The organism is Paenibacillus camelliae (genome assembly GCF_023715345.1).
Classification (GTDB): domain Bacteria; phylum Bacillota; class Bacilli; order Paenibacillales; family Paenibacillaceae; genus Pristimantibacillus; species Pristimantibacillus camelliae.
In genome coordinates this window covers 60,858-86,319 of sequence record NZ_JAMBNY010000013.1, presented here as the reverse complement: position 1 = coordinate 86,319, position 25,462 = coordinate 60,858, and the positions used below count along the sequence as shown (strand labels likewise).

The 25,462-nt window shown below is 42.6% G+C and carries 18 protein-coding genes; 13 read left to right on the top strand and 5 right to left on the bottom strand.

Annotation, left to right across the window (positions count from 1 at the left end):
* The first annotated feature begins 7 nt into the window (after positions 1–7).
* The gene (locus tag M3180_RS17810) at positions 8–5,218 is read left to right on the top strand and encodes a hypothetical protein (protein ID WP_251669975.1); all 5,211 of its coding nucleotides are present in this window, start codon (positions 8–10) and stop codon (positions 5,216–5,218) included.
* Positions 5,219–5,439: 221 nt separating this feature from the next.
* Here the strand turns inward: M3180_RS17810 and M3180_RS17805 are convergent, their stop codons facing one another.
* The gene (locus tag M3180_RS17805; protein ID WP_251669973.1) at positions 5,440–6,603 is read right to left on the bottom strand and encodes an ROK family transcriptional regulator; all 1,164 of its coding nucleotides are present in this window, start codon (positions 6,601–6,603) and stop codon (positions 5,440–5,442) included.
* 91 nt (positions 6,604–6,694) lie between these two features.
* Positions 6,695–7,357 carry a hypothetical protein gene (locus M3180_RS17800; RefSeq protein ID WP_251669971.1) on the bottom strand — a complete coding sequence of 221 codons (663 nt, stop codon included), beginning with the start codon at positions 7,355–7,357 and terminating at the stop codon, positions 6,695–6,697.
* Positions 7,358–7,613: 256 nt separating this feature from the next.
* Between M3180_RS17800 and xylA the strand changes: the two genes are divergently transcribed.
* The 3 genes from xylA (at position 7,614) to M3180_RS17785 (ending at position 11,064) form a co-directional block, all read left to right on the top strand.
* Positions 7,614–8,927: a xylose isomerase gene (gene xylA / locus M3180_RS17795; protein WP_251669970.1), complete on the top strand. Its 1,314-nt coding sequence runs from the start codon at positions 7,614–7,616 to the stop codon at positions 8,925–8,927.
* A gap of 203 nt (positions 8,928–9,130) precedes the next feature.
* The gene (gene xylB, locus M3180_RS17790) at positions 9,131–10,627 is read left to right on the top strand and encodes a xylulokinase (protein WP_251669968.1); all 1,497 of its coding nucleotides are present in this window, start codon (positions 9,131–9,133) and stop codon (positions 10,625–10,627) included.
* 89 nt (positions 10,628–10,716) lie between these two features.
* Positions 10,717–11,064, top strand: a complete 348-nt coding sequence (locus M3180_RS17785; RefSeq protein WP_251669966.1) for a hypothetical protein — start codon at positions 10,717–10,719, stop codon at positions 11,062–11,064.
* A 91-nt stretch (positions 11,065–11,155) separates the two neighbouring features.
* On the opposite strand, the gene M3180_RS17780 is transcribed toward M3180_RS17785, so the two are convergent.
* Positions 11,156–12,427, bottom strand: a complete 1,272-nt coding sequence (locus M3180_RS17780) for a BaiN/RdsA family NAD(P)/FAD-dependent oxidoreductase (RefSeq protein WP_251669963.1) — start codon at positions 12,425–12,427, stop codon at positions 11,156–11,158.
* A gap of 248 nt (positions 12,428–12,675) precedes the next feature.
* Here M3180_RS17780 and M3180_RS22955 point away from each other — a divergent pair, with 248 nt between their 5' ends.
* From M3180_RS22955 to M3180_RS17755, 5 genes are all read left to right on the top strand, one after another.
* Complete coding sequence (locus M3180_RS22955) at positions 12,676–14,343, top strand: two-component system sensor histidine kinase NtrB (RefSeq protein ID WP_251669961.1); 1,668 nt, start codon at positions 12,676–12,678, stop codon at positions 14,341–14,343.
* A 68-nt stretch (positions 14,344–14,411) separates the two neighbouring features.
* Positions 14,412–14,846, top strand: coding sequence for a BrxA/BrxB family bacilliredoxin (locus M3180_RS17770; protein WP_251669959.1), 435 nt, complete (start codon positions 14,412–14,414; stop codon positions 14,844–14,846).
* Between the two features lie 241 nt (positions 14,847–15,087).
* Complete coding sequence (locus M3180_RS17765; protein WP_251669956.1) at positions 15,088–18,120, top strand: EAL domain-containing protein; 3,033 nt, start codon at positions 15,088–15,090, stop codon at positions 18,118–18,120.
* Positions 18,121–18,147: 27 nt separating this feature from the next.
* Positions 18,148–18,543: a holo-ACP synthase gene (acpS, locus tag M3180_RS17760; protein ID WP_251669954.1), complete on the top strand. Its 396-nt coding sequence runs from the start codon at positions 18,148–18,150 to the stop codon at positions 18,541–18,543.
* Between the two features lie 661 nt (positions 18,544–19,204).
* Positions 19,205–19,762 carry a GNAT family N-acetyltransferase gene (locus M3180_RS17755; protein WP_251669952.1) on the top strand — a complete coding sequence of 186 codons (558 nt, stop codon included), beginning with the start codon at positions 19,205–19,207 and terminating at the stop codon, positions 19,760–19,762.
* Between the two features lie 65 nt (positions 19,763–19,827).
* On the opposite strand, the gene M3180_RS17750 is transcribed toward M3180_RS17755, so the two are convergent.
* Positions 19,828–20,163: a c-type cytochrome gene (locus M3180_RS17750; RefSeq protein WP_251670036.1), complete on the bottom strand. Its 336-nt coding sequence runs from the start codon at positions 20,161–20,163 to the stop codon at positions 19,828–19,830.
* A 109-nt stretch (positions 20,164–20,272) separates the two neighbouring features.
* On the opposite strand from M3180_RS17750, the gene mutY reads away from it, so the two are divergent.
* The 4 genes from mutY to M3180_RS17730 all read left to right on the top strand — a co-directional run bounded on the left by mutY (position 20,273) and on the right by M3180_RS17730 (position 24,056).
* Positions 20,273–21,610 carry an A/G-specific adenine glycosylase gene (mutY, locus tag M3180_RS17745; RefSeq protein ID WP_251669949.1) on the top strand — a complete coding sequence of 446 codons (1,338 nt, stop codon included), beginning with the start codon at positions 20,273–20,275 and terminating at the stop codon, positions 21,608–21,610.
* A gap of 4 nt (positions 21,611–21,614) precedes the next feature.
* Positions 21,615–22,244, top strand: a complete 630-nt coding sequence (locus M3180_RS17740; protein WP_251669947.1) for a bifunctional 4-hydroxy-2-oxoglutarate aldolase/2-dehydro-3-deoxy-phosphogluconate aldolase — start codon at positions 21,615–21,617, stop codon at positions 22,242–22,244.
* A gap of 121 nt (positions 22,245–22,365) precedes the next feature.
* Positions 22,366–23,640 carry a transglutaminase domain-containing protein gene (locus M3180_RS17735; RefSeq protein ID WP_251669945.1) on the top strand — a complete coding sequence of 425 codons (1,275 nt, stop codon included), beginning with the start codon at positions 22,366–22,368 and terminating at the stop codon, positions 23,638–23,640.
* Between the two features lie 110 nt (positions 23,641–23,750).
* Entirely contained in the window at positions 23,751–24,056 is a 306-nt protein-coding gene (locus M3180_RS17730) for an ArsR/SmtB family transcription factor (protein ID WP_251670034.1), read from the top strand.
* 183 nt (positions 24,057–24,239) lie between these two features.
* Here the strand turns inward: M3180_RS17730 and M3180_RS17725 are convergent, their stop codons facing one another.
* The gene (locus M3180_RS17725) at positions 24,240–25,385 is read right to left on the bottom strand and encodes a conserved virulence factor C family protein (RefSeq protein WP_251669942.1); all 1,146 of its coding nucleotides are present in this window, start codon (positions 25,383–25,385) and stop codon (positions 24,240–24,242) included.
* Between the last annotated feature and the right edge of the window lie 77 nt (positions 25,386–25,462).

The window sequence follows — 25,462 nt, the reverse complement described above, 5'->3', positions numbered from 1 at the left end:
AGAAGTAATGATGAAAAGAATTAGTTTATTCATTCTTACATTACTGCTCTTGCTTACTTCAATACCTACTGGCTATGCCATACAAAAGGGAGATGATGTGGGGCAGGTTCTAAACTTGCCTCCATTTGTTGATTTTGAAGTAAAAGAGAAGCGTAAAGTAGACGTGATTATCGATGTTGGCAATACGAGTAAAACGTTGGATGAAGTGAATAGCTTTATTAATTTACAGCTAAGACCAAAATTACAGGCTGACGGATTAGATTATAAGATCCATGTAGAGAAGTCTAATGAAGGGAAGACCCGTCAATATTTTGCAGCAACCCCCTTCATAGACAATAGTGACTTAGGGCATATGAGTTTTGATTACTGGGGGCCTTTATATTATTATGACACATTGACAAATGAAGTCGTAAAAGTATCTGATACTGCTATAGATTCAGCTACAGGCGCTATTAATATAGCCTACATGTTAGAAGATGAGAAAACAATTTTCTATTACGGTCCTGGTGTAAGACTCACACAGTTTGGAGATCCAACAAACGATGGATTAGTAAGATCAGGCCAACCAATGTTTTATCCCTACGGCCCTGCCTGTATTGCAGAAGGGGTAGAATCAGATAATGTGGCATCTCCATATGATCAATTTATTGGTCATGTGACACTAACGCAGGACGGTAGAATTATAGGTATGACCAGAGGGCCAGCAAACTCTGGCAATTGGAATAATTGTAGAATGCCAGCATACCAAGTTGTTTATTATGATTATGAAGATGCTAAGAGATCTGTAGAAAGTTTACCTTGGAGTAGTGGTATTTCAGGTTTCTTTGGGAGTCCTTGGGGACATAGCACTACAAGACTTGATGCATTAAATCATTTTATGTATATGTACCAATCAACATCTAGTCCATGGACTGATTCTGATTCTATAGCAAAAAATACCCGCTTTCTTGTGACAAGTGATGGAGCTTTATATGATACAAATCATATTGGTTTCAAGTATTATTCCAGCCTAGATAGATATTTAGCGAGTAAGGGGACAATTGCACCAAATTATGTATCACAAGGGATATATCAAAATCAGAGTAATTATCAAACCACAGCTGATAAAGGGGATTATGGAACACTAAAACAACCTTATAAACTAGATCCAGCAACAGGAGATTTAATTTTTAGTGACCCTATATTTTCGGAATGGGAAGCTGGATACGGAAGTACGTATTATTATACTGTATCAAGGTTTGATAGAAGTGAGAATAGCGTTATAAAAGGAAAAATTAATGAAGGATCAACAGAATATTATGACAATAAGTTTGAATCTCATTTGCATTGGTGGGCAATTACAGATGATGGAAGAATAGTTACAATAGATAGAAATATATTCAAACTGATCATCATGGACGACGTAGATGGAGAAAAACACTATATTGATATGACAGGCTTTGATCGAACAGGTCTCGGATATATACAACCATCAGGATTGTTAGGTAGTGATTTGTTTTTTACTTCAACTACTAAAGATGGAACAACACCTTTATTATATAAATTGAATCTTGATACTGAAGAATGGAGTGCGGTATTAGATAAAACATTTATAGCTGAAGATTGGGCTCTAGGGGGGAGGAATAAAGTAGATATCAGATTAATTCCATACCTAGAGCATGTAATTGGAGACAAAAGGTACATGATAGACGTTCTTAATGAAGTAACTTATAGATCTGACGCAGAGAAGTACTATGTAAGGATAGATGATAGCTCACTAATGCAGCTTAATAATAGTCGTAATCTAGCAGACTTAGCTGCTGAAATGACTAAACAACAAGTCACCTATCTTGCGCTTGGTACTGGTAAGAACGAGGAATTACATAGAAAACTTCTAACCACAATAGATAATAGAGGTAGGTTTATAACCAATACAGATATGAACGTAGCACTTCAAGAAGTGGCCGGCATGATTACAAACAGGAAAGAAGCAGATCTTCATGTGCTGATCGCTAATGAAACGATATCGCTTACTACGATTAAAGATGGATTAAAGCAGCTGCAAACCGAATTGCAAGCGGAAAATATTATTTCATCGATCCATTATATACAAGGTACTTCTACGTCAAAGGTATTTGATCTAGTAAGTAGAATTAACTGGCGTGACGATCGTAATAATTATGTCATTATGTTTAATCGTGGAAGCCTATCTGAGCTAAGTAGCACAGAGTATGAGGTAGATCTTGCTACGGAGTTAGGTGGTCAATATGCCAGTTATATTGCGATTGGTACAGCTGCCAATAAATTACGTAATGAAAGCTTAATTGCTACTAATAAAAGTGGTGGTGTATTTACGAGCAGCACATCTATGAGTGCAATTAAAACCGTCATCGCAAAGCATATCAAGGACACCGCTGTTAAGAATCCTAAACGAGTGACAGATACCTTAGTGCTCAACTACGATCAGGAGACAGGCTCCTATAGCTCTGATCTGCTACTTAATACGTTCTATGAAGATGCTGAAAATGATCCGAAATTTAACGAACGCTTCAAAACAACACATGACCCTACAGTTTATGAAAATCACACCGGTGTCATGGCAGGAACAGGACAATATCAGCCTACACCAACTACGAAATTCACAAAAGTAGGTAAGTATGAATTGGTTGTCCAGGTTCAGGATAATCCAAGCACGAATGCAGCGTTTGCTAACTATCGAGAGTGGAGCTTAGATTCACTGTCGAGGCTAGTACTGTTTGTTCATAGAGCGCCCGTAGCGGATTTTACAGCTACGGTGAATACAAGTAGAAAGTTAACGATTGTTGATCTATCTTACGATTTAGATCGTTATTCTGAGCGCAATAAAGGAATTGTAACGGCAGTCTGGAAGTGGAAAAAGGCTGATGATATAGATTGGACGATGGGATCGCCACCAACGACACTGGCAGCCAATACGGACTATCTAGTGTCGCTTAAGGTTAAGGATAGAGACGGTGCCTGGTCCAATGAGGTCATCAAATTTGTGACAACGAAGGATAGCAACCAACCGCCGGTGGCACGCTTTATCGTAAATCCCAAATCGGTTTCATGGAGCAAAAACTTTACGCTCACTGACCAATCCTATGATCCCGACGGTGATCCTATTATTACAAGAGAGTGGATTGTTTCAAAAGAGGGAAAACAGCTGCTTACAAAAGGCAGCACACCAACAGGTAATGAGATTAAAAACGCAGCTATTAATGCAGGACTAAATCAGCTAGGCACGTATCAGATTCGATTGCGAGTACAAGATAGTGAAGGTTTATGGTCGTCTTGGTATCAGGATTATGCTGATGTTGTGAACCATGCACCGATTGCTCAATTTGAGCCATTAACGACTACGTATCGAGATACAATGAATACAGTCTTGAATATAACGGAAAATCCCGATCTTGATGGTGATGCCGTCACCTACAGGTGGAGATTAATGAAAGGAGATAAAACGTATAGTCTTGGAACAACAAAGGATGTTTCATTTCGCATACGTGATCGTGGTCTAGGTAAAGATGCTGTTGGTACATGGTCCTTGGAGCTACGAGCTACAGATCCGCTAGGGGCTGAAAGTTATATGACGCATAGCTTCCAGGTACTCAATCAAATTCCAACAGCTGAAATTATAAGCTATCCTGTCTATGGTTATGTTGACGAACCGTATAATTTTACAGCAAATAGTGATGATCCTGATAGCGAGGATCGAAGCAGTTTGAAATATTTTTGGAAGCTGACTACACCTAGTGGCAAAGTAATTTCTTACTATGATAAGAATCTATCCAATATCAAGCTTGACGAAAAAGGCACTCATACGATGGAACATTGGGTACAAGATCAGTTAGGCGCTGAGAGCGAAGTAGATAAAATTAAATTTTCAATACTCAACAAGCGACCAGTCGCTGATTTTACACGAACTCCAATTACGGCCTATCGTAACGTTAACATTGACTTTAAGAGTCTAGGAACAGATTATGATGGCTGGATCGAAGCTTATCGTTATGAGCTGCTTAGAGACGGATTATCACCATTAACACTAAGTACGGATGCAGACTTTATTCGTTCATTCAGCTCCATTGGCACATTCGATATTCGTCATACAGTGACGGACAATGACGGTGCTTCAGATTCCATCGTGAAGAAGATTTACATTGTCAACCGCGCGCCGAAAGCAGAAGTGACGCAGCCAAGCGGTACAAGCACAGCAACGGCAACAGAATTTAATACGCTAAATCCTACCATTCGCTGGACGATGACGGACGCAGACAACGATCCGCAGGTACAATACCAGCTGCAGCTGAAAAACCAAGCGGGAACGGTGCTGCGCACAACAGCAGCCACAACAACTGTTAATAAATACTTTACGATTCCTAATGGTTGGCTATCAGAAGGGCCGATATATCGCGTAGCAGTACGTGTTTACGATGGCTATGAGTGGAGCGACTATTCAGTGGACAAGTACTTTTATTTACAGCTTAATCGCCCACCAACTGCAGGCTTTACGCATTCACCAGTCGTCATTTATGAAGGAGATCAACTAAAAATCAGGCATGCGGTTGACGATCTGGACCTTGATACACTGTCCATTCGGTATACGGTTACTGCACCCGATGGTCAGAAAAGCTATTATCCCAACGCATCCAGTTATTATATCGTCCCTTGCAGCAAATATAATAGTGATGCGTTCACGCTATCGCAGCTTTTGCCGGGGAGCTATCATATTGAACAGGTGGTTACGGATTCAAAGTCTGAGCCTGTTAAGCTAACACGAACGATTCAGGTTGGACAGCTTAGCATTGTCGGACAGGTCGCTCATACTGAAACATGGGAAAGCCATAGAAATAAGTATAATGAATCTTTACCAGCAGATAGCTCTAAGCAATGGCTGCCACTGCAGTTTTACAGCGGAGAACGCTTCATGCTTTCTGCCGATACAACATTAGCCGATCACGCTGAAGCGGGCAGTACAACCTATGCAGTGAATGTGTCCGTACTACTTCAAACAACAGGAACCTCAGTAGAGCTCTCCTATGAGAAGGATTTACGATGGACTGGCAGCATGTGGGAGGAAGCCTTTAGCAACCTGGCTCGTGGCAAGCATACGTTTACGTTTAATGTGCACTATTCGAATGGTGTTATCAAGCAGCACGATGTCGACATCGAAATTATCGGTAAAGCGAGTGAGCTAGCCGGAGTGCATCGCTGGAAATGAGGAAATAAGACAGTAAATAAGACAGTAAATAAGCCAACAAGACAAGAAGGAAAATAAAACGACTAACTCTGAGTATTCGAACAGAACAACAAAAAATCCCGAGAGAAGCTATGTGCTTAGCATCTCTCGGGATTTTTTTGCGCTCGTATCGATGAAAACCTACTTGAATAATTTAACTATACGCTTGGTAATCGCAATGACATCATACGTTATACAGCTGACTATATCGCTTTGAACTGCTCATAAAAACGATCGATAGCATAATATGCCGCCCCGCGCACAGCGGAATGTTCTTTCAGCTCGGCAAACAGAATTTTGAGCGCTTCGCTATGAAAGGAAAGGGCACGCTGCTGTACCGTTTGTTGTATAGCAGGCATGATCCACTGCTCCGCACTGCTCATGCGATTACCGATCATTACGCAATCTGGATTAAGGGTATTAATAATGTTGGCTATGCCGATGCCAAGAAAACGGCCGATATGATCGAAAAGCTTCAGCACATCTTCATTACCTAGCTGTGCTGCGGCAATAAGCTCATCCAAGCCTTCGTAGCCTAGATGAGAAGCTTCTTCAAGCAAAGCCTTCTCCGAAGCATAAAGCTCCCAGCAGCCTAAGTTTCCACAGCTGCATTCCTTGCCATCAAATGATATCGAAAGATGACCCAATTCACCTGAAAAGCCGGATGTACCTTTATACAGCTCCTTATCAAGGATCATGCCTGAACCAATACCATAGCCGACACTGAGATAAACTAGATTGCGAATGCCTTGACCAGCACCATACTTTTGCTCACCCTGTGCGCCCGCATTTGCTTCATTATCAATGATGACAGGCAGCTGATACCGTTCTGATAGCATGCTTTGCAGCGGAACCTCGCGCCATTTCATATTTGGAGCAAATAATATATTGCCATCCTGATCAACAATGCCGGGTGCTCCAACTCCTATGCCGACAACGCCGTAAGTGCTATCTGGTACTTGTTTGATCAATGCATCAATATTAGCAGTCAATGTATCGAAAGCGAGCTCACGCTGCTTTTGCTTAAGCTTCTCATAGCGTTCTTCAATAATGTTTCCGTTCAGATCGACAAGGACACTACGTATATAGTTAACTCCCAAATCAACACCAATGGCATAACCGGCCCGTTCATTAAACAGTAAGAGCACGGGCTTGCGTCCTCCGCTGGATTCACCAGGACCGATCTCTATCACTAGATTGTTCTCAAGAAGCTCATTAACGAGACTTGATACGGTCGCTTTGTTCAAGCCTGTAAGCTCGGAAATTTGTGCCCTAGAAACAGGTGAATGCTTGCGAATACAGTGGAATACAATATAGGAATTCATTTTCTTTACTAATGCAAGATCTCCTGTTGCTTTCGACTTCAACGAACTTCCCCCGTCCTAAACTTAATGTAAAAACAGTATAGCATATAAATAACTTAGTTTAACAGATAAATTAAGTTTAGGACATAATAGGCTATTCATCAAGCAGTTGGATAACTTTATCCATAAACTGCTGTTCAGTAAATACCATAATCGGTTCATCATAGTTAGCTTGCAGCTCGGATGTGAGGGTAGTATCGATAATATCAGATAGATAACTGTCCCTATGGGCGAGTTTTACGATATAGCCATCCTCTAGCACTTTATACATACCTGTTTCTTCACCTTGAATATAAAATCTTTCTACTGGATTGTTCCCCGAAGCTTTATTGAGAATGAGATAGTACTGCTCACCAGGCATAAATAATGGGTTGTCATTAAATGAGCATTTACTGTTTCCTGCTTGTAACACATGGATCGTTGTAAGCTCCTTGTCACCCTTCACTACATTCAGCACACTAGCCTCATAAAGCGTTTTATGGGTTGGCGAGTCGAACTCTTCAAGGGCTTGCTCAATACTTAGCTTTACGACAAGATCTGCTTCCTGGATCGCCTCCTCGAAAGGTAAAACCATCATATCAGCATAGATAGCACATTTCGTTTCTCCCAGAGTTTGACTAAAGTTGGGATGACTCCCTGGAGGGCTGCCTATAGAAGTGACTGTAGATGGTGGGGGTGAAGTTTGACAGGCTGCTACGACACTTAACGTAGTTATGAACAAGAGGACAAGTATAGACTGAACCCGTTTATTCCTCATAGCGATAGCCTCCAATGTCATTTTGTAATCTATACGCATTCATTAGATGTAAAGGATTTGTAATTTATTTACATAAACATTAGACGGCAATGAGATAAGTAAAGTTTTAAAGCCTTGCTATAGAGGGAAATCTATCAACCAAAATTAGGCTAAAAAAAATTTTAATAAATCTTACTTTGTTTAATAGACAAACTAAGTGTAGTTGTGTTATTCTTAGTCCAAGGTTAATTACTCAATTTAAGGAGGAGTTACTTCCATGACTTATTTCACTGATCTTAATAAAGTTCAATTTGAAGGTAAAACATCTAAAAACCCATTTGCATTCAAACATTACAATCCATCTGAGGTTGTATTCGGTAAAACAATGGAAGAGCATCTTCGTTTTGCAGTAGCATACTGGCATACTTTTAATGCTAACGGTACAGATCCGTTCGGTGCTGGCACAATGGTTCGTACTTGGGATAAATTCGACGGTCTTGATCGTTCAAAAGCTCGCGTAGAAGCAAACTTTGAATTTATGGAAAAGCTAAACATTCCATTCTACTGCTTCCATGATGTAGATATCGCTCCAGAAGGCGCAACACTTCAAGAGTCTTTCAAGAACCTTGATGTAATCGTTGCCATGCTGAAGGACTACCAAAAATCTACTGGCAAAAAGCTTCTATGGAACACAGCTAACAACTTTACAAACCCGCGTTATGTACACGGTGCAGCTACTGCAGCTAACATCGATTCTTACGCTTATGCAGCAGCTCAAGTTAAAAAAGGTCTTGAGATCGGTAAAGAGCTTGGCGCTGAAAACTATGTATTCTGGGGCGGTCGTGAAGGTTACGAGTCTCTACTAAACACAGACATGAAGCTAGAGCTTGATAACTTGGCACGCTTCTACCATATGGCAGTTGATTATGCACAAGAAATTGGCTTTGATGCACAATTCCTAATCGAGCCTAAACCAAAAGAGCCAACTAGCCATCAATATGACTTTGATGCTGCAACAACAATTTCATTCCTTAAAACTTACGGCCTAGAAGATAAATTCAAGCTAAACCTTGAAGCTAACCATGCAACGCTTGCTGGCCATACATTTGAGCATGAAATCCGTGTAGCTGCTATTAACGGCATGCTTGGTTCTCTAGATGCTAACCAAGGTAATATGCTACTTGGCTGGGATACAGATGAGTTCCCAACAGATCTATACTCTACTACTCTAACAATGTACGAAGTACTAAAAGCTGGCGGTCTTGGCCGCGGTGGCGTTAACTTTGACGCTAAAGTTCGTCGTTCTTCCTTCCAAATGGACGATCTAGCACTAGCTCATATCGCTGGTATGGATAGCTTTGCATGGGGCTTGAAAGCTGCTGCAAAACTTATCGACGAAAAAGTACTTGATAGCGTGATCGAAGATAAATATGCAACGTTCAAAGAAGGTCTTGGTGCTGATGTTGTTGCAGGTAAAACAACGCTTAAAGATCTTGAAGCATATGCTTTAACTAACCCTGTACCTCGCAACAAATCTGGACGTATCGAAAACCTACGTCTACGTCTAAGCGAAGTTATCTTCAGCGTTTAATACGCATAACGATTAAAACATTCATAGGTTATACCAATACAGCTCGTCCTTGTGACGAGCTGTATTTGAACTCACGCAGCGTTTTGCTGCTAGGAAGCTTATTCAAAGATAGAGCGAAACGCAAAGTAAATGCTTTCGAAGCGGCGTTTCGCTGCAAGGAAGCATATTCATAGAAGAAGCGAAACGCTTTAGGAGGGTTTTTAATGAGCTATGTTATCGGTGTCGATCTTGGGACAAGTGCGGTTAAGACGCTTCTTATGGATCGCAATGGGAAAATTGCTGCTGAAGCTACGCGCAGCTATCCTTTATTTCATGACCGTCCAAGCTGGAGTGAGCAAAAGCCAGAGGATTGGGTGACTGCTACGATTGAAGCAATGAAGGAAGTAGCTTCTGCTGCAGGAATCGATGCTTCTTCGATTGAAGGCATTAGCTTCTCTGGTCAAATGCACGGTCTTGTTCTATTAAACGCTAACGGCGAGGTTGTTCGTCCTGCAATTCTATGGAATGACACGCGCACGACTGAGCAATGCCGCGAAATCGAGCAGGTGCTTGGTGATACGCTATTAAGCGTGACACGTAACCCGGCGCTTGAAGGCTTTACGCTGCCGAAGATTTTATGGGTGCGTCAGCACGAGAAGGATTTGTTCGATCAAGCAACAATCTTTGTGCTTCCGAAGGATTATGTACGTTATCGCTTAACTGGCGAGCTTCATATGGATTATTCCGATGCAGCAGGTACATTAATGCTTGATGTTGCTAATAAAAAATGGAGCAAGGAAGTATTAAGCGCATTCAACTTGCCTGAAAGCTTCTGCCCAGCGCTTGTTGAATCTCATGGCTTGGTTGGCACATTGCTGCCAGAGGTTGCTTCTCAAACAGGACTATCTGCAGAGACGAAAGTATTTGCAGGTGGTGCAGATAACGCATGCGGAGCGATTGGAGCAGGCATTCTGTCAGAAGGCTTAACGCTAAGCAGTATCGGTACGTCAGGTGTTATTCTTTCCTATGAAAATGATAAAACGAAGGATTTTGGTGGCAAGGTTCATTTCTTCAACCATGGTAAAGAAGATTCCTTCTACGCGATGGGGGTAACGCTTGCAGCTGGTTACTCGCTAAGCTGGTTCAAGAAAACATTTGCTCCTAACGAATCATTCGATGAAATGCTAGCTGGAATTGAAAATGTGAAGCCTGGTTCTAACGGCTTGCTGTTCACGCCTTACCTTGTTGGTGAGCGTACGCCACATGCTGATCCAAATATTCGTGCTAGCTTTATCGGTGTTGACGGTACACATGAGCGCATTCATTTTGCTCGTGCAGTAATGGAGGGCATCACATTCAGCTTGAACGAGTCGGTTGATATGTTCCGCCAAGCTGGTAAAACGGTTGATAAAGTTGTGTCCATCGGTGGTGGTGCACAGAACCCAACATGGCTGCAAATGCAGGCTGATATTTTCAATGCGACGGTTGTTTCGCTTGAAAATGAGCAAGGTCCTGGCCTTGGTGCCGCTATGCTTGCTGCATATGGCTGCGGTTGGTTTGAAAGCTTAGAGGCATGTGCTGATCAATTCGTGAAGCATGCAGATAGCTACGAGCCTAACCCAGAAGCTGTTGCAACATATGAATCGCTATTCCGCGTATATCAGCAAGTTTACGCTCAAACGAAAGAGATGAACGATCAACTGGTTGCTTTCCGCGGCTAATATGTATATAAAGCTCCTTTATGTTCACATACTAAGTGGGTATGAACTTGATTAGTTAACCCACTATGGAACATGAAGGAGCTGTTTTTATGAATATGCCTATGGCGATCTTATTCGATTTTGTTGATTCGGATAAAGCAGATCAGGCATTTTCCTTGCTGCAGGAGCTAGGCTATGACCCAGCGATGCATAACCCAACACGTTTACATATTCACGTTATTGGCGAGGATCTTACGTCTGCCTTGGAAATCTGTCAAGCACACGGCGGTACTTTAGTCGAACAGTCTACTATTCAAGAGGAGCTTATCGCGTCTACTGCTTATGGACTAGATGCGATCACGATACCTGCTCATCTCGTCAATGAGGATTTGGTAGATGATGAAGAACTACTGCTAGACATCGGCGATATGTCTTCTTTTTCAGGCGGTCGTGAGTAAGATTAGCATTGGGCATGCAGGTACAACAAAGGACCTCCGTAGATGGTGTACGGAGGTCCTGTTCATTTTAAATGCTCACCTGAAGATGAGATTAGTCGTCATATGCAAGGCTTTCCGCCGCATCTCGGCCAGCATTATAGCCTGTGGAAAAAGCGGCTGTAATGTTATATCCACCAGTGTATCCGTGTATATCTAATACTTCTCCACAAAAATATAGTCCGCTCATTAGCTTAGATTCCAGTGTACTCGGGTTAATCTCTTTAAGGTTAACGCCTCCACCTGTAACAAAAGCCTCCTCGATGCTTTGAGAGCCATGAATTCGAATAGGAAATGCTTTTATTAAGCGAGCAAGCTCCTGCCACTTATCCTTCGGAATATGATCGAACGTTAAATCCTCGCTCAGCTCAGCTTTTCTCATCAATATAGGTAGAATTCGCTCTGGTACATAGCTTTTCAACACGTTCCGGATTAGCTTTTTAGGCTCTTGCTGGCATAATAAGTAGGTCTCATCATATACGTTTTGCTGCGATATATCAGGCTTAAGATCTGCCGTGAGCATAATCGGTGTGCCAGTGCTTTTCTTTAGCTCTTTTACAACAAACTGGCTGCAGCGCAGCACGATTGGTCCTGATATCCCGAAGTGTGTAAAGAGCATGTCCCCGCGATGGGTAATGAGTTTTTTGTTCTTCAAGCTCCATACTGTCAGCTCAACATCACGCAGAGATAGTCCTTGGAGCTCCTTATCTTTTATAAAATGCTCTCTTGAAGTTAATGGAACCTCAGTAGGGAATAGTTCAACAATCGTATGTCCTGCCTCTTCCGCCCAAGGGTAGCCATCACCTGTAGAGCCTGTATGTGGGACAGATTTACCACCTACGGCTACGATTACCTTCTTACAGTAATAGATGTCACCGCTTTTCAGCTTAACGCCCTTTACTTTACCATTCTCGTAGAGTACCTTAGCAACAGGACTGTTTACTTTAATGTGGACGCCTTGTGCTCTCACCTTTCCGACGAGGGCATCGACAACAGACTTCGCCTTGTTAGACACAGGGAACATTCTACCGTTGTCTTCCTCCTTTAAAGCAATGCCGAGCGATTCGAAAAATTGCATGATGTCGTAATTACTGAAAGTAGCTAGTGAGCTGTACAGAAATCTGCCGTTGCCCGGTATATTTTTAATGAGCTCGTCCAGCTCTTTTGCATTGGTTACGTTACAACGACCTCCGCCTGAAATGCCTAGCTTTCTTCCTAGCTTGTCACCTTTATCAATTAGTAGTACACTAGCACTAGATTGACTAGCAGCAACAGCGGCCATTAGACCTGCTGAGCCTGCTCCAATAATGATAATGTCGTATGTCATTTTGCCCCTCTTTTACTTCTATGTTAGATTTTTATTAATTATAGCAATAATTTATACCGTTAAGAATGTTACCGAAGTAACTTGTATTTGTGTATACTAGATATTAGCATAAACATTAGTGAAATACATAACAAGCATGTATTTTGTAAGTGAATAGACGAAGCAGCCAGAATAGAGTTCTTTAATCGTTGATTAGATGCAGCATCACTGAACTATTAATGCAAATTACTTTGCTAAGGAGGCTTTTTGTGTATTACAAATTCGTGCTAATGATTCTTCTGGCTGTCATACCAGGAGTTTATTTATATTATTTTCCAGTTTATTGTGGTAGACAAAAGGTGCGTACCTTTATACTGGGATCGTTATCGCTAATAAGCATATTTGTACTAACACAAATCATAACATATAAATATAATATTCATTATATGGTTGCGGTCATTACCTTTTCATATGCCATATATTATGCGGGAAAAGGATGGGGCCTCTTCATTGCTGCAGTATTGATCTTATATGATTACCTGCAGTTTTCTTCTCCGCAACAATTTTTGCAATACGTTACATACATAACGATCATTACGTTTGTGTTTATTCTTAGTCACACACGATTTCATATGCTTGATGGCACGCGAAAAATACTCTTCATGCTTTCCAACCTCTGCACTTCTAGCGTACTACTTATACTTTTTTCATTACATATATCTGAAGAACCGTTCATATTTTTAAGGTCAGGTAACGAAGCATTTGAGACATTAGTGAAATGTTTTGTTTTTATTGTGATCGTTTTTCTATCATACAGTGGAATACTTAAACAAGAGCAAGCACAGCATTATAGAAAGAAATATGAAACAATAAAGGAGTCACATGATGAACTGAAAACCTGGGTACAGGTCATTCAATATGCACCATTCGCAGTTCTCAACATCAATCGAGATGAGCAAATTATATACGCTAACCAGCAAGCCTATCAGAATTATGACAGACTATCTGAAATTGATGTGCAAAGCACGCGCAGGCAACAGCTCAGTCATGTATTATCGGATGCGAGTTATCCAGTTGTGTCAAGGCTGATTCAGCAGGTGTTTGAAACGAGTATCCCTATACATACTACTGTGCAGAACGAAGAGCAAGAATTGATGTATTCTGCCATACCGATCTATTCCATCGACAAGGACGGTTTGCATGCAGTCGGATTATTCGTGCAAGATGTTACCGAGCTACAGGCACTACGTAGAGAGCTAGATCGAATGGATCGTTTAAGCCTCGTTGGTGAGATGGCAGCAAGCATAACACACGAAATTCGCAATCCCATGGCTGTAGTACGAGGCTATGTCCAGCTACTACAGGAACGCTCTCATGTAGCACAACGAGAATATTTCTCAATTATAATAGAAGAGCTAGATCGAACGAATCAAATCATTAGTGACTTCCTAACGTTAGCACAAAACAAGCGGGAACAAAAGTTTTCTAACAGCTTAAATGATGTCATTAATGAGCTTGTCCCTTTACTTCAGGCCGATGCTAACCTGCGAGGACAGATGCTAGTTGTAGAGCTCAGCGATCAATTGCCACCATATCAGATCAATGAATCGGAAATTAAACAGCTACTGCTTAATATTTCGCGCAACGGAATGGAGGCGATGCAGCAGGACGGGGTACTAACCATTAAGACGATGTTCGTTAATCGTCAAATCATCCTATCAATTGCAGATACAGGACTTGGTATTCCCGATGAGCTAAAGCAAAAAATATTTGAACCCTTCTATTCCTCTAAGCGTATGGGTACAGGCCTAGGATTACCTTTATGTGCAAATATCGTGCATCGACATAACGGCAAAATTAGTGTTTTGAATAATTCTCAGCAGGGAACGATATTTCAGATTCACTTTCCTCTAGAGGAACAACTGTTAAGCTCGTAGGATTGTGTTGCACTGCCTTCTTACGTGAAGGTATAATGGAGAAGATAAACAACAAGGGAGTGTTATGAATGTCAATGTCATTTGAGAGATATATGTTGGATATGATTCAACCTATGCGTGACGAGCTAACAAGCATCGGAATTAAAGAGCTTCGCACGCCTGAGGAAGTTGAAGCTAATTTGCCAGATGCTAAAGGTACGGCACTAGTTGTCATCAACTCGGTGTGTGGATGTGCTGCTGGTCAATGCCGTCCTGGCGTAGCGCACGCATTGCAGCATGATGTAGTACCTGATCAATTGTTTACGGTATTTGCGGGTCAAGATAAAGAAGCAACAGCAAAAGCTCGTGAGTACTTTGCACCATATCCGCCATCTTCCCCTTCTATTGCACTAATGAAGGACGGAGAGCTCGTTTACTTTATCGAGCGTCATAGCATCGAAAATCGCTCTGCATCTGAAATTTCAGCAGATTTGATTAGTGCATTCGATAAATTCTGTCGCTAATATAAGTCTTTAGCTACAGAAGAAACAATTAAACATAGCACTGTTCCTATCAAGGAACGTAAGGGTAAGAAACCTGCCGTACTTTCAGTTACGACAGGTTTCTTCTATTTTACGACATAAAGCTGCACAATTTAATAAGAGCGCTTACAATAATAAGCGTAATTTGATATTCTGTGTATATATATTGTATGTTATAATTTTTTCTAATAAGAATGTTGTGAGGGAAAGAGGAGGAACTTGTATGCAGCGACAACAGACTATAGGCGTCTTAACTCCTTTTCTAGGCGGAAATTACTATTCTGAAATCATTCAAAATATTCATAAAATAGCTAATCAGCTGAATGTTAACCTCATTATTGTTCGTACAGGTGGAAAATACTACAATGTACCTATTGCTATGAATCGTGTTGATGGCTGGATCGTTATAAATGTTGCCGTCGAGGATCATTTCCTAAAACAGATGGAAGAACGATACCAAAAACCAATTATTGCGATTGCTAAAGATATTCGAAAGCTCAAAATGAGCAGTGGAATGGTTTGTGCGGATAATAAACGTGCAGCTTACGAGGCCGTTAAACATCTTTACCAGCATGGTCACCGGAATATCGGTTATATCGGCAGCAGCGACTACATGGATGATATGCACTATCGATATCTTGGCTATCTAGAAGCGATGAAGGACCTGGGCTTAGAGGTAAAGCCATCCTACTTATACGACGTCGGGGACATGACTGTGTTTGGCGGAAAGAAAACTGCGGAGCTTATCATTGCTGATGGATTTCCAATAACGGCGGCAGTTGTATGCACAGATATGTGCGGCTTCGGCATCGTCGAGAAGCTAATGGAGAAGGGATACCGTGTACCCGAGCATTTTGCGTTGATCGGATTTGATAATTCTAGTACGGCGCGGCACTCCATCGTACCAATCTCGAGCATTGAGCAAAATTTAGAAGCCATTGTCCAGCGCGCGATGGAAAAGCTATTATTGCGTATTGAGGATTCTGGGCAAGGCTTTGAGATGGATGTATTGCCTTTCCGAATGTTCATGAGACAATCATGTGGTTGCTCTAACAACGAACAAGAGAAGCTACAGGAGCAATCAGATGTAAGCGAGTACGCTAACCATATTAACGCTCTGCGTACTGAAAATAATGTTAATTATGAGTTTAATCGATACATATTAGGTTACCAGTTCAAAAAAATTCAGGATTTATCATTGCTGCTTGAAAATTATTTTAATTGGGGTGCTATCATGCGGCAGCATGGTTATACTACCAATAAGGAGCCAAAGCTTACCATACATGACTTCTACCATTTTGAGAAGGGGAGTAGCGAGTTCCATGATATGTACGAGCTGCGATATGAGACGCTGCACAATAATCCACCTGCCTTTGAAGTCGAGGGTTCTAGTGACGACAATGAGGTAGTGTACATCCTTCCATATCGTTTAACGCAAAATAATTGGAGTCTGCTTTCATTCGGAACATCATCAGAAAAAACATTAACACGTTCTACGGATTATTTGAGAATCGTGCATTTGTTCGATATTATCTCCAATACGTTTGATCGTATCGCCTTATTGGACGAGTCTGCTAGTCTGAACCAGCAGCACCAAGCGCTTAAGGAGCGCAATGAGGTTTATAACAGATTAACGGATGATATATTGTTTGAAATTGATTTTTCACAAAAGAAGGTATGGCTTAATCGAAAGCTAAAGTTTCAAATCAGGGATACACCATTACTTGGTTTAGAGGTATTTGTGCATCCCAATGATATTCCAATGGTGCGCAAGCATTTTTATGACCACTTCCGAGACAACAAGCCATTTTATGTGGAGCTCCGCATAAAGGATGCGAGAGGTCATTTCTACTTGGCAAATGTAAGCGCTGAAAGCACTCGAGATCGCATGGGCAATATTCAAAAGCTGATTGGAGCCATTCGAGACATATCGAAGAAGCGGGTTGAAGAAGAGGAGACAAGCACGGTTCAAGGCTTTTATAATCGAAGACGCTTCTATGAAGCGATCAAGGTTATGATAAATGAGGAAACACAAAAGTTTGCGCTGTGCGTGCTCGATATTGATAACTTCAAGCTAATTAACGATCTTTATGGCCATCATATTGGTGATGATATTATTGATCAAATTTCAGAGGTGCTCATTCGCAGTGTTAAACAAGGTGACTATGTGTCCCGATTTGGTGGGGATGAATTTGTTATTCTGTTTCAATACGACCATGTTGAAGAGGTTGATCGATTCGCTTTAGAGCTATCAGAGCAAATTTCTCAGCGTATGAATTTCATAAACCGTGATATTAATCTATCAGTAAGCATCGGCTGCAGCTTATATCCGAGCGATGGACAAGATTATGAAGAGCTGCTAAGAAAAGCGGATATCGCGTTGTTCCAGGTGAAGCATAACGGAAAGAACAATTATATAAAGTTTAACTCTCAGATGGTTAATTATCAGCAGGATAAGCGTAAAATGGAGAAAATGCTGAGAGATGCCCTTGCTAAGGAACAGTTTTTACTCTTATTCCAGCCGCAGGTATATGCACGCAACAAACGCTTTTATGGTTTAGAAGTGCTGCTGCGAATGCGTACAGAGAGTGGAGATATCCTTACGCCAGACAAATTTATACCCGTTGCAGAATCAGTAGGCCTCATTGTACCGATTGGTGCTTGGGTTATACGTGCAGCCTGTGAGCAAGGGATGGAATGGATTAAGCAGGGCTACGATCCCATCAAGATCTCTATTAATATTTCAGGCTTACAGCTCAAATCAATACAATTTTTGTCTACCGTAAAAGAGATCATAGAGGAAACAGGCATGAATCCTGCCAATCTCACGTTTGAGATTACGGAATCGACGATTATTGATCAATCCTATGCTGCCCTTCACGTCATTGAGGAAATTCGCAAGCTTGGTATTTCCGTAGCCATTGATGATTTTGGGATTAGTTATTCATCCCTATCAGTACTTAAAAACTTTCCAATCGAAATATTGAAGATAGATAAAAGCTTCATTCGAGAGATGGTTACAGATGAAAAGGGATACAAGATTGTCAATGCAATCATTAATATCGCAAAAAGCTTAGATATGAAGATCGTAGCCGAAGGGGTTGAGGACAGCACCCAGCTAGAGCTTCTGGATGAATTAGGGTGTCAGTTCATTCAAGGCTTTTATATTAGCAGGCCAGTTAATGAGAATGAGATCGAAAAGTTTCTCGTCCATCGAAAGGGTGATCGGCGCCGGCACCGACATATTATCGAATAACATAGACCAAAGGATGGTAACTATTAAATGATTATAGGCATCGGTCATGATCTTGCCGCAATTGCCCGCTTTACAACGATATTGGAAGGTAAGGCGGGTAACCGTTTTTTACAGCGTATTTTTGCTGAAAGCGAGCGTCACGACATCGAGCAGTTTGAAAGTACATCGCGTATGGCTGAGTTTGTTGCGGGAAGATTTGCAGCAAAGGAAGCGATAAGTAAAGCACTGGGCTGCGGCATTGGTAGTGTACTTGGCTTTCACGACATGATCATAACGAGGCAGGAATCAGGCAAGCCCCTATGTACATTAAGTGAGGGTGCAAAGCTTCGGCTGAATTTGGCGCATAAAACGATTGCGATCCATTTGTCCATTACACATGAGCGTGAGCTCGCATCGGCTTTCGCGGTGATAGAGGAGCTATAATGCGCTCCGTAATGATGAGGCTTCAATTGCTGTTGTTCCCAGATTTCAGCGCTCCGTAATGATGAGGCTCCAATTGCTGTTGTTCCCAGATTTCTTGAAGTATTTTAATGGTCGAAATCTGGGAACAAAGGCAACCGCTTCGCTTTTACGCTCTCATCATTACTCCGCTGGGGTGTCTCGTGTGTGTGCCTTCGATGTACACTCATCATTACTCCGCTGGGGTATCTCGTGTGTGTGCCTTCGATGTACACTCACCATTACTCCGCTGGGGTATCTCGTGTGTGTGCCTTCGATGTACACAACATCATTACTCCGCTGGGGTGTCTCGTGTGTGTGCCTTCGATGTACACTCATCATTACTCCGCTGGGGCGTCTCGTGGGCGTACCTTTGATGTATACTTTCACCATTACTCCGTCTGGGGTAGTGGTGTTTTTATTTCTGTTGTAGATACTGTGATACTTGATGTATACGCATTAATGATTGTACTGTAGTTTATAACCGGTTACGTTACATAGCTGCAAGAAATAAGAGAATATCGCTTCGAATAAGATAATTGCGTTGTTCAAATTATGCCTGCTTACTGTGTCGAAATGTAAACAAAACTTAGGATTTCTGCTAGTCTTATTAAGCGAACAAGCAGGAAAGTTAGAGAGGTGTACCATGATATATTTAGAAACGTCGAGATTGCAACTGCGTGACTGGGAAGCAGAGGACTTAGAGCCATTCAGTCAATTAAATGCGGATGAACAGGTCATGAGGTATTTCCCTAAAACCTTAACGAGCGAAGAAACCAATGCTTTTTATCAAAGGATTTTAGTGGAATTTAAGGAGTATGGCTTTGGGTTGTATGCTGTGGAGGTAAAGGAAACTAAAGAATTTATAGGATTTATTGGCTTTCACAGGGCAACCTTCGAGGCTGATTTCACACCTTGCATCGAAATAGGCTGGCGGCTAAAAAAAGAGGCTTGGGGAAAAGGGTATGCAACTGAGGGAGCTTCAGCCTGCTTGCAGTATGGATTCGACAAGCTGGGGTTTAATGACGTTTATAGCTTTACTGCTGATGTGAATAACCCATCCAAAAATGTAATGAAAAAAATCGGGATGGAAAGGATAAAGATGTTCCGTCATCCTAAGGTAGAGAAAGATAGTCCTTTAAGCGAACATGTTCTATTTCATATAAACGAACAACGTTTCGCTAATGATTTTACGATTGAATAAGTAGTAGCTTATTTAATATAAAGCATCGGCATGATCACACTCGTTGACCGTGCCGATGTTTGCTTTTATTCTACTTGCTGCTGCTTCGAAAGCCACGCTGCTAGCCCGTTAATTTCTTCTTCTGTCAGGCTGTCCTTAAACGATGGCATTGTATCTCCACCTTGCATAATTGCCTCTATGATCTCCTCGTAGCTCAAGCGTTCGAAGACTAGCTGTATATCCGTTTTGTCTCCAATTTTCCCAGATAGATCTGTTGCATGACAGCCAATACAGGAAGATTTATAGATTGAAGCTACCTCGTCAGGGGCTTGTTTAAGTGTTACTTTGCCGCTATCGTTGTCGGACTGGCCGCATGCCGTCAGAAGCATGGCCGCTATTCCGATTAGGATCACTAGTTTCATAGATTTCACAGTTAGACCTCCCAGAGATAAGTGATATAATAAACGAGATCATTCATTACCATTATAGTGATCTACACTGTAATTTCAAATATAAAGGCGGTTTATTACGATGACACATAACAGCTTGGAGCAAAAAAAGGTGAAATACGGGAAGGATTTGCTGGAATGGTATTTTCATATTCAGCGCGATTTGCCTTGGAGACAGAACCAAGATCCTTATCGTATTTGGGTTTCTGAGATCATGCTTCAGCAAACAAGAGTAGATACGGTCATTCCATATTTCAATTCATTTATTAATAAATTCCCTACCATTAAAGCTCTTGCAGAGGCTCCTGAGGATGAGGTTTTAAAGAGCTGGGAAGGCTTAGGCTATTATTCGAGAGCGCGTAATTTACAGGCTGGTGCGAGGATGGTCATGGAGCAGCATAATGGGATCATGCCTACAACGAAGGAAGAGGTAGCTGCCTTAAAGGGTGTAGGACCTTATACGTGCGGAGCGATCATGAGCATTGCCTACAATGAGCCAATTCCCGCTGTGGATGGCAATGTGATGCGGGTCATCTCTCGATTTTTTGCATTAGAGGATGATATCGCTAAAGCGTCAACAAGAGTGAAGCTAGAAAAGCTTGTTGCAACGATGATTCCAGAGGGACAGGCACGATATTTTAACCAAGCGCTCATGGAGCTTGGTGCATTAATGTGCACGCCCAAAAATCCCAATTGTCTTATATGCCCAGTGATGGACAACTGTGAGGCTAGGCTGCAAGGAAGAGAGCTGGAGCTGCCTATTAAGACTAAAGCGAAAAAGGCGAGAGTAGAATATAGAGCTGCTGTCATCGTTGAAGGTCAGGGTGAGCATGCAGGCAAAGTGCTTGTGCGTCAGCGACCAACTGAAGGACTGCTTGCCGGCATGTGGGAGCTGCCTCATGTACTTATTGAGGGGGATCAAGCTGCGCTGTATGAAGAAGAGCAGAAGGAGCAGCCACTGCTCGGCCAAGCGATCTCTGAGGAGCTATACGTCAATCATGGCATGCTTATTAGACCGAAAGCATGGCTATGCGATCAGGAGCATATATTCAGTCATATTCACTGGAAGATGAGATTCTTTGTGGCGGATAGCGCGGAGGAAGTACAGCAGGAAATTGCTGCAGCCCACGATAGAGATATTATGGCAGCCGACGAAGAGCAGGGGCTCATTGATGAACGATTAAGCAATTTGAAGGTCGCGGAGTCAGCGACAGATTACGAGCAGACGCAAAGTATTGCTCACGAGCAGGAGCAGTCAACGGAGCTGGAGCAATCATCGGAGCAGAAGCAGCATAATCAGTCTGAGCTTAAACAAGAGGCTCAGCTGCGTTATATATCGAAGGACGATATGAACAGCTTGCCATTTCCTAATTTATTCTTAAAAATATTGCGAAACTATTGGAAGTCGAAGGGAGTATAGTGTGATGACAATGCTGAACGAACTGATTGATAGTAAAATTATTGCGATATTACGTGGTGTAGAGCCTCATTATTCATTACAAACGGGTCAAGCGATTATACGCGGCGGTGTAAGATTTATGGAGATTACGATGAATACAGCAGGAGCAGAATCGATGATTACCGAGTGGAGAAAGGAGTTTTCTAAGCAGGCCTATGTTGGCGCGGGAACCGTTATCGATCTGGAGCATGCGAAGCGTGCAGTTGCAGCGGGGGCGCAGTTTCTCATCTCTCCGAATTTGGATGTAGAGGTTATTGACTATGCGAAGCAGCAGCACATACCGATCTGGCCTGGTGTGATGACGCCAACAGAAATACTAGCTGCAAAAAAGGCAGGCGTTGATGCGATTAAACTGTTCCCGATGGGAACGTTAGGAATAAACTATATACGTGAAATTAGAGGACCGATTGCAGACCTTCCGATTATTGCTACAGGCGGTGTAAGGCTCGACAATATTACGGAATACTTTGCAGCAGGTGCACAGGCGGTTGGGATGGGCACTAAGCTAGTTGATCTTGAGCATGCGAAGGCTGGGCGCTTTGAGGAGATTACTGCCACAGTTAGGCGCTACACAGAGATCGTTGCAGAGCTGTAGCAGCATCTATTCTAACGCACTGTTTTGCGCTTTAGCTGCAATACAATAGGTATATTCTATGAAACTTTAGTAGAAAATAGAATAATGAAGAGTTTATCAATAAGCCGAAAAGGAGGCTGTTATGAGGAAACTACTAGGTATTCTGTTCGTCATTGCGGCGTTGTACCTATCCTATTATTTGCTAAAAGAGATCACGTGGGAGTCTAAGCCAGCTATTATAGAAACGTTCCAGGATACGATGCAGCAAACCGCACAGAAGGCGGGTACGAAGCTTAAGGAAGAGCTTGATAAGGTAGAGCAATCGCTGTCGCTTCAAAAGAACCTGTCTATGGAAAATACGTCAGCAACGGCAGCAGTATCGAATACAGAGCTCTCCACAAGCGATGTCGATGGCATTGTACAGTTTCTAGCAGCGCAGCTAGACGAGAGGAGTCCGAGCGTTACCTTCCGAATCGAAGGCTCCTATGACAAAGTTTCTAGTGAGCTTAGTAACTGGCTAGATCAAGCGCTCGTCATGAATGAATACTCTCGGTATGCGATGTCCTCCTACAGCTACACCATTAGTAACAAACTGCTATATACAGAGGTTGAGCTAAAAACAGACTTCCGTGAAAGCAAGGAAATGACCGAGCAAGTGCAACAGTATGTGAAGGAGCTTATCGCCTCGATGAATCTATCACAATACACGAAGGAAGAACAGATTAAGCTACTGCATGACTGGGTCGTTACACATGTCCAATACGATGAGGGATTGACACGTTATACGGCCTATGAGGCATTGACGGAAGGGCTTGCTGTTTGCCAAGGCTATGCAATGCTTGGTTATATGCTTTACAGTGAAGCGGGCTTCGATGTTCGGATCGTAGAGGGGACAGCAAAGGGTCAGGAGCATGCCTGGAATATGATTAAGCTAGATGATCGTTGGTATCAGCTGGACCTTACTTGGGATGATCCAGTCGGTCAAGCGCCAGATGATGTGAGCTATCGTTACTACCTCGTTAGTGATGAGGAGCTAAGCAAGGATCATATCTGGGAAGGGGATTATCCTGTCGCAACGGTTAGCTATAAAACGACGCTGAAGGAAAAAGCTGCTGTACTCGATGCTCAGTCAGAAGCATACAAGGAGCTGCAGGCATTGCGAGAGGAGCTTGGCTTCCATTGGCATGATGATGAGTTTACCGTTTCAGCCTACGATGAGCTGCGCGAGCTCCTGAAGCTAGCTGTGGAGCAGAAGCAAACGGAGCTTGAGTTTCGTTATGTGGAAGGCCAGCAAGTCGAGAAGGATGTAGAGAAGGCACTGCGTTCACTAAACAAAAGACTATCCTATCAAATGAGCTACTATGAGCTTAGCGAGCAAGGAGATACAGCTGTACAGCTTACCTTCGCGTATTCCTAGCACATGGATTAAGGAGGAGTGGTGGATCCTGCCTGCTTGACAACACTCCAGAATTAGTCGAATATTTATAATAATAAATGAAGATATGTGCATATAAAGGTGGAATAATGATGGAGGCTAAGGACCATGCGTTTTTAAGCTCGGAGACGATTGATCACATCTCACAAATGTTTAAGGCATTGTCTGACCCGACGCGAATAAAAATATTGTATCTGCTATCGCAGGAGGAATGCTCGGTGGGGCATTTGACTGAGGTGCTAGAGATGTCGCAGTCAGCAGTATCGCATCAGCTAAGCTTTCTGCGGATGATGAAGCTCGTTAAAAATCGCCGGGAAGGAACGACGATGATATACTCCTGTGACGACAGTCATGTCATTTCACTGTTGAAGCAAGCGATAGACCATGCGGAGCATTAATTCGTGAAGAAGCGTAAAAGCAGTGAGAGCGTAGAAGCAGTAAGAGTGTAAATGCAGTAAGAGCAAAAATGAATGTACATGTAAAAAGCAGTAGCTGTGCAAGCCCGTGGACCGCACTTCTACTGCTTTTCTCAATCTATAGTCGGGTATTGAGCTCGTTACAGCATTAGGTTCAGCATAGACTTATTGCTGCTTTTGCCGAGCAGCAGTCATTTGCTGCCATACGGAACCAGCCGCTTCTTCTCCTCGTTCAATACGTTCAATCGCAATTTTTGCTTGCAGCTGAATTTCAAACTCAGGATCATTCGCTGCAATCTTCAGTGCAGGCAATGCGCGTTCATCTCCAACCTCATACATGAAGCGTGCTGCTCTCCAGCGAACGAGCTTGTTCTTGTCACTTAGTGCGGTAATCATCGGTTCGATGGCACCCGCATCACCAAGATCAGAAAGCGTATCGCCAGCTGTACGACGTACAGAGGCAGAGGAATCAGCTAATGCTTGATAGAGCAGCGGCATCGCCTCAGGCGTGCGAAGATCACCAAGGAAAACGACAGCCAGTCTACGGATGGATGCATTGCTATCCTTTAGTGCTAGCTGCAGCACCTGTGGCGCTTGCTCATCCAGTGCATAACGATCAAGCGCAGCATAACGTGCTTGCCAGTCTTCATGCTCAAATTCACGAAGCACGTGATGTCCATCCAATGGTGCCGGACGAACAATCTCCTGCTGCGGTGTGCTGTCACCAGCATTGCCTATAGCAAGTGATGCATGAATGAGCTCTTCCAGACGATCGGCAGTGTAGCTTGCTTCAAGCTCCTGTACGATCTCACTTGCGATGTCCTCAGGTGCTCCGTAACGAACACCGAACTCCTCGAGCTTCCGCTCACGAATCATCGTTGAGCCAGCGGCTTTGGAAACGGCATCAATGAATTTTTGTGGAAGTGCAGCTCTAGTTTCACCGTCAACGGTGCGAACACGAACCTGGATTGGAATACCGCGGAACATCTGCACAAGCACCTGAGCTTCCCCATAGCTCGTGCTAGATTGGCCGACTCCAGTAGCCAGCTCCTGATCAGCCTGTAGAATGGTGCGTGCTTCAGCTAGAATTGCAGCCCAGTCTGCACCCGGCTTACGGTCTAGTGCAATAAAATCTGTTGTATGGAATAAGCTTCTTACACCTTGAATAGAAAGCAGGCTGCGATAAGGCTCCGGCGTCTGCTCTAGCTCCTTGACGGTGTACGTAAGACGACGGCCACGCGGTAATGTCTCGTCTAAATTAAGCTTCATAGAGTTCGGACTAGGTGTTGGTTCAATCGATAGCAGCTTCATATATAGATCCTCCCCGGATTTAATAAAATTTTGGTATAGATTTAGCTTAACAGTTATTTATAAAATATCAAAATTTC

Bases quoted from the DNA above. Each gene is read 5' to 3' on its own strand.
- M3180_RS17725 (WP_251669942.1), bottom strand. From the start codon at position 25,385: ATGAAGCTGCTATCGATTGAACCAACACCTAGTCCGAACTCTATGAAG.
- M3180_RS17810 (WP_251669975.1), top strand. From the start codon at position 8: ATGATGAAAAGAATTAGTTTATTCATTCTTACATTACTGCTCTTGCTT.
- M3180_RS17770 (WP_251669959.1), top strand. From the start codon at position 14,412: ATGTCAATGTCATTTGAGAGATATATGTTGGATATGATTCAACCTATG.
- M3180_RS17785 (WP_251669966.1), top strand. From the start codon at position 10,717: ATGAATATGCCTATGGCGATCTTATTCGATTTTGTTGATTCGGATAAA.
- M3180_RS17780 (WP_251669963.1), bottom strand. From the start codon at position 12,427: ATGACATACGACATTATCATTATTGGAGCAGGCTCAGCAGGTCTAATG.
- M3180_RS17735 (WP_251669945.1), top strand. From the start codon at position 22,366: ATGAGGAAACTACTAGGTATTCTGTTCGTCATTGCGGCGTTGTACCTA.
- M3180_RS17750 (WP_251670036.1), bottom strand. From the start codon at position 20,163: ATGAAACTAGTGATCCTAATCGGAATAGCGGCCATGCTTCTGACGGCA.
- mutY (WP_251669949.1), top strand. From the start codon at position 20,273: ATGACACATAACAGCTTGGAGCAAAAAAAGGTGAAATACGGGAAGGAT.
- acpS (WP_251669954.1), top strand. From the start codon at position 18,148: ATGATTATAGGCATCGGTCATGATCTTGCCGCAATTGCCCGCTTTACA.
- M3180_RS17730 (WP_251670034.1), top strand. From the start codon at position 23,751: ATGGAGGCTAAGGACCATGCGTTTTTAAGCTCGGAGACGATTGATCAC.
- M3180_RS17740 (WP_251669947.1), top strand. From the start codon at position 21,615: ATGACAATGCTGAACGAACTGATTGATAGTAAAATTATTGCGATATTA.
- xylB (WP_251669968.1), top strand. From the start codon at position 9,131: ATGAGCTATGTTATCGGTGTCGATCTTGGGACAAGTGCGGTTAAGACG.
- M3180_RS17765 (WP_251669956.1), top strand. From the start codon at position 15,088: ATGCAGCGACAACAGACTATAGGCGTCTTAACTCCTTTTCTAGGCGGA.
- M3180_RS17800 (WP_251669971.1), bottom strand. From the start codon at position 7,357: ATGAGGAATAAACGGGTTCAGTCTATACTTGTCCTCTTGTTCATAACT.
- xylA (WP_251669970.1), top strand. From the start codon at position 7,614: ATGACTTATTTCACTGATCTTAATAAAGTTCAATTTGAAGGTAAAACA.
- M3180_RS17755 (WP_251669952.1), top strand. From the start codon at position 19,205: ATGATATATTTAGAAACGTCGAGATTGCAACTGCGTGACTGGGAAGCA.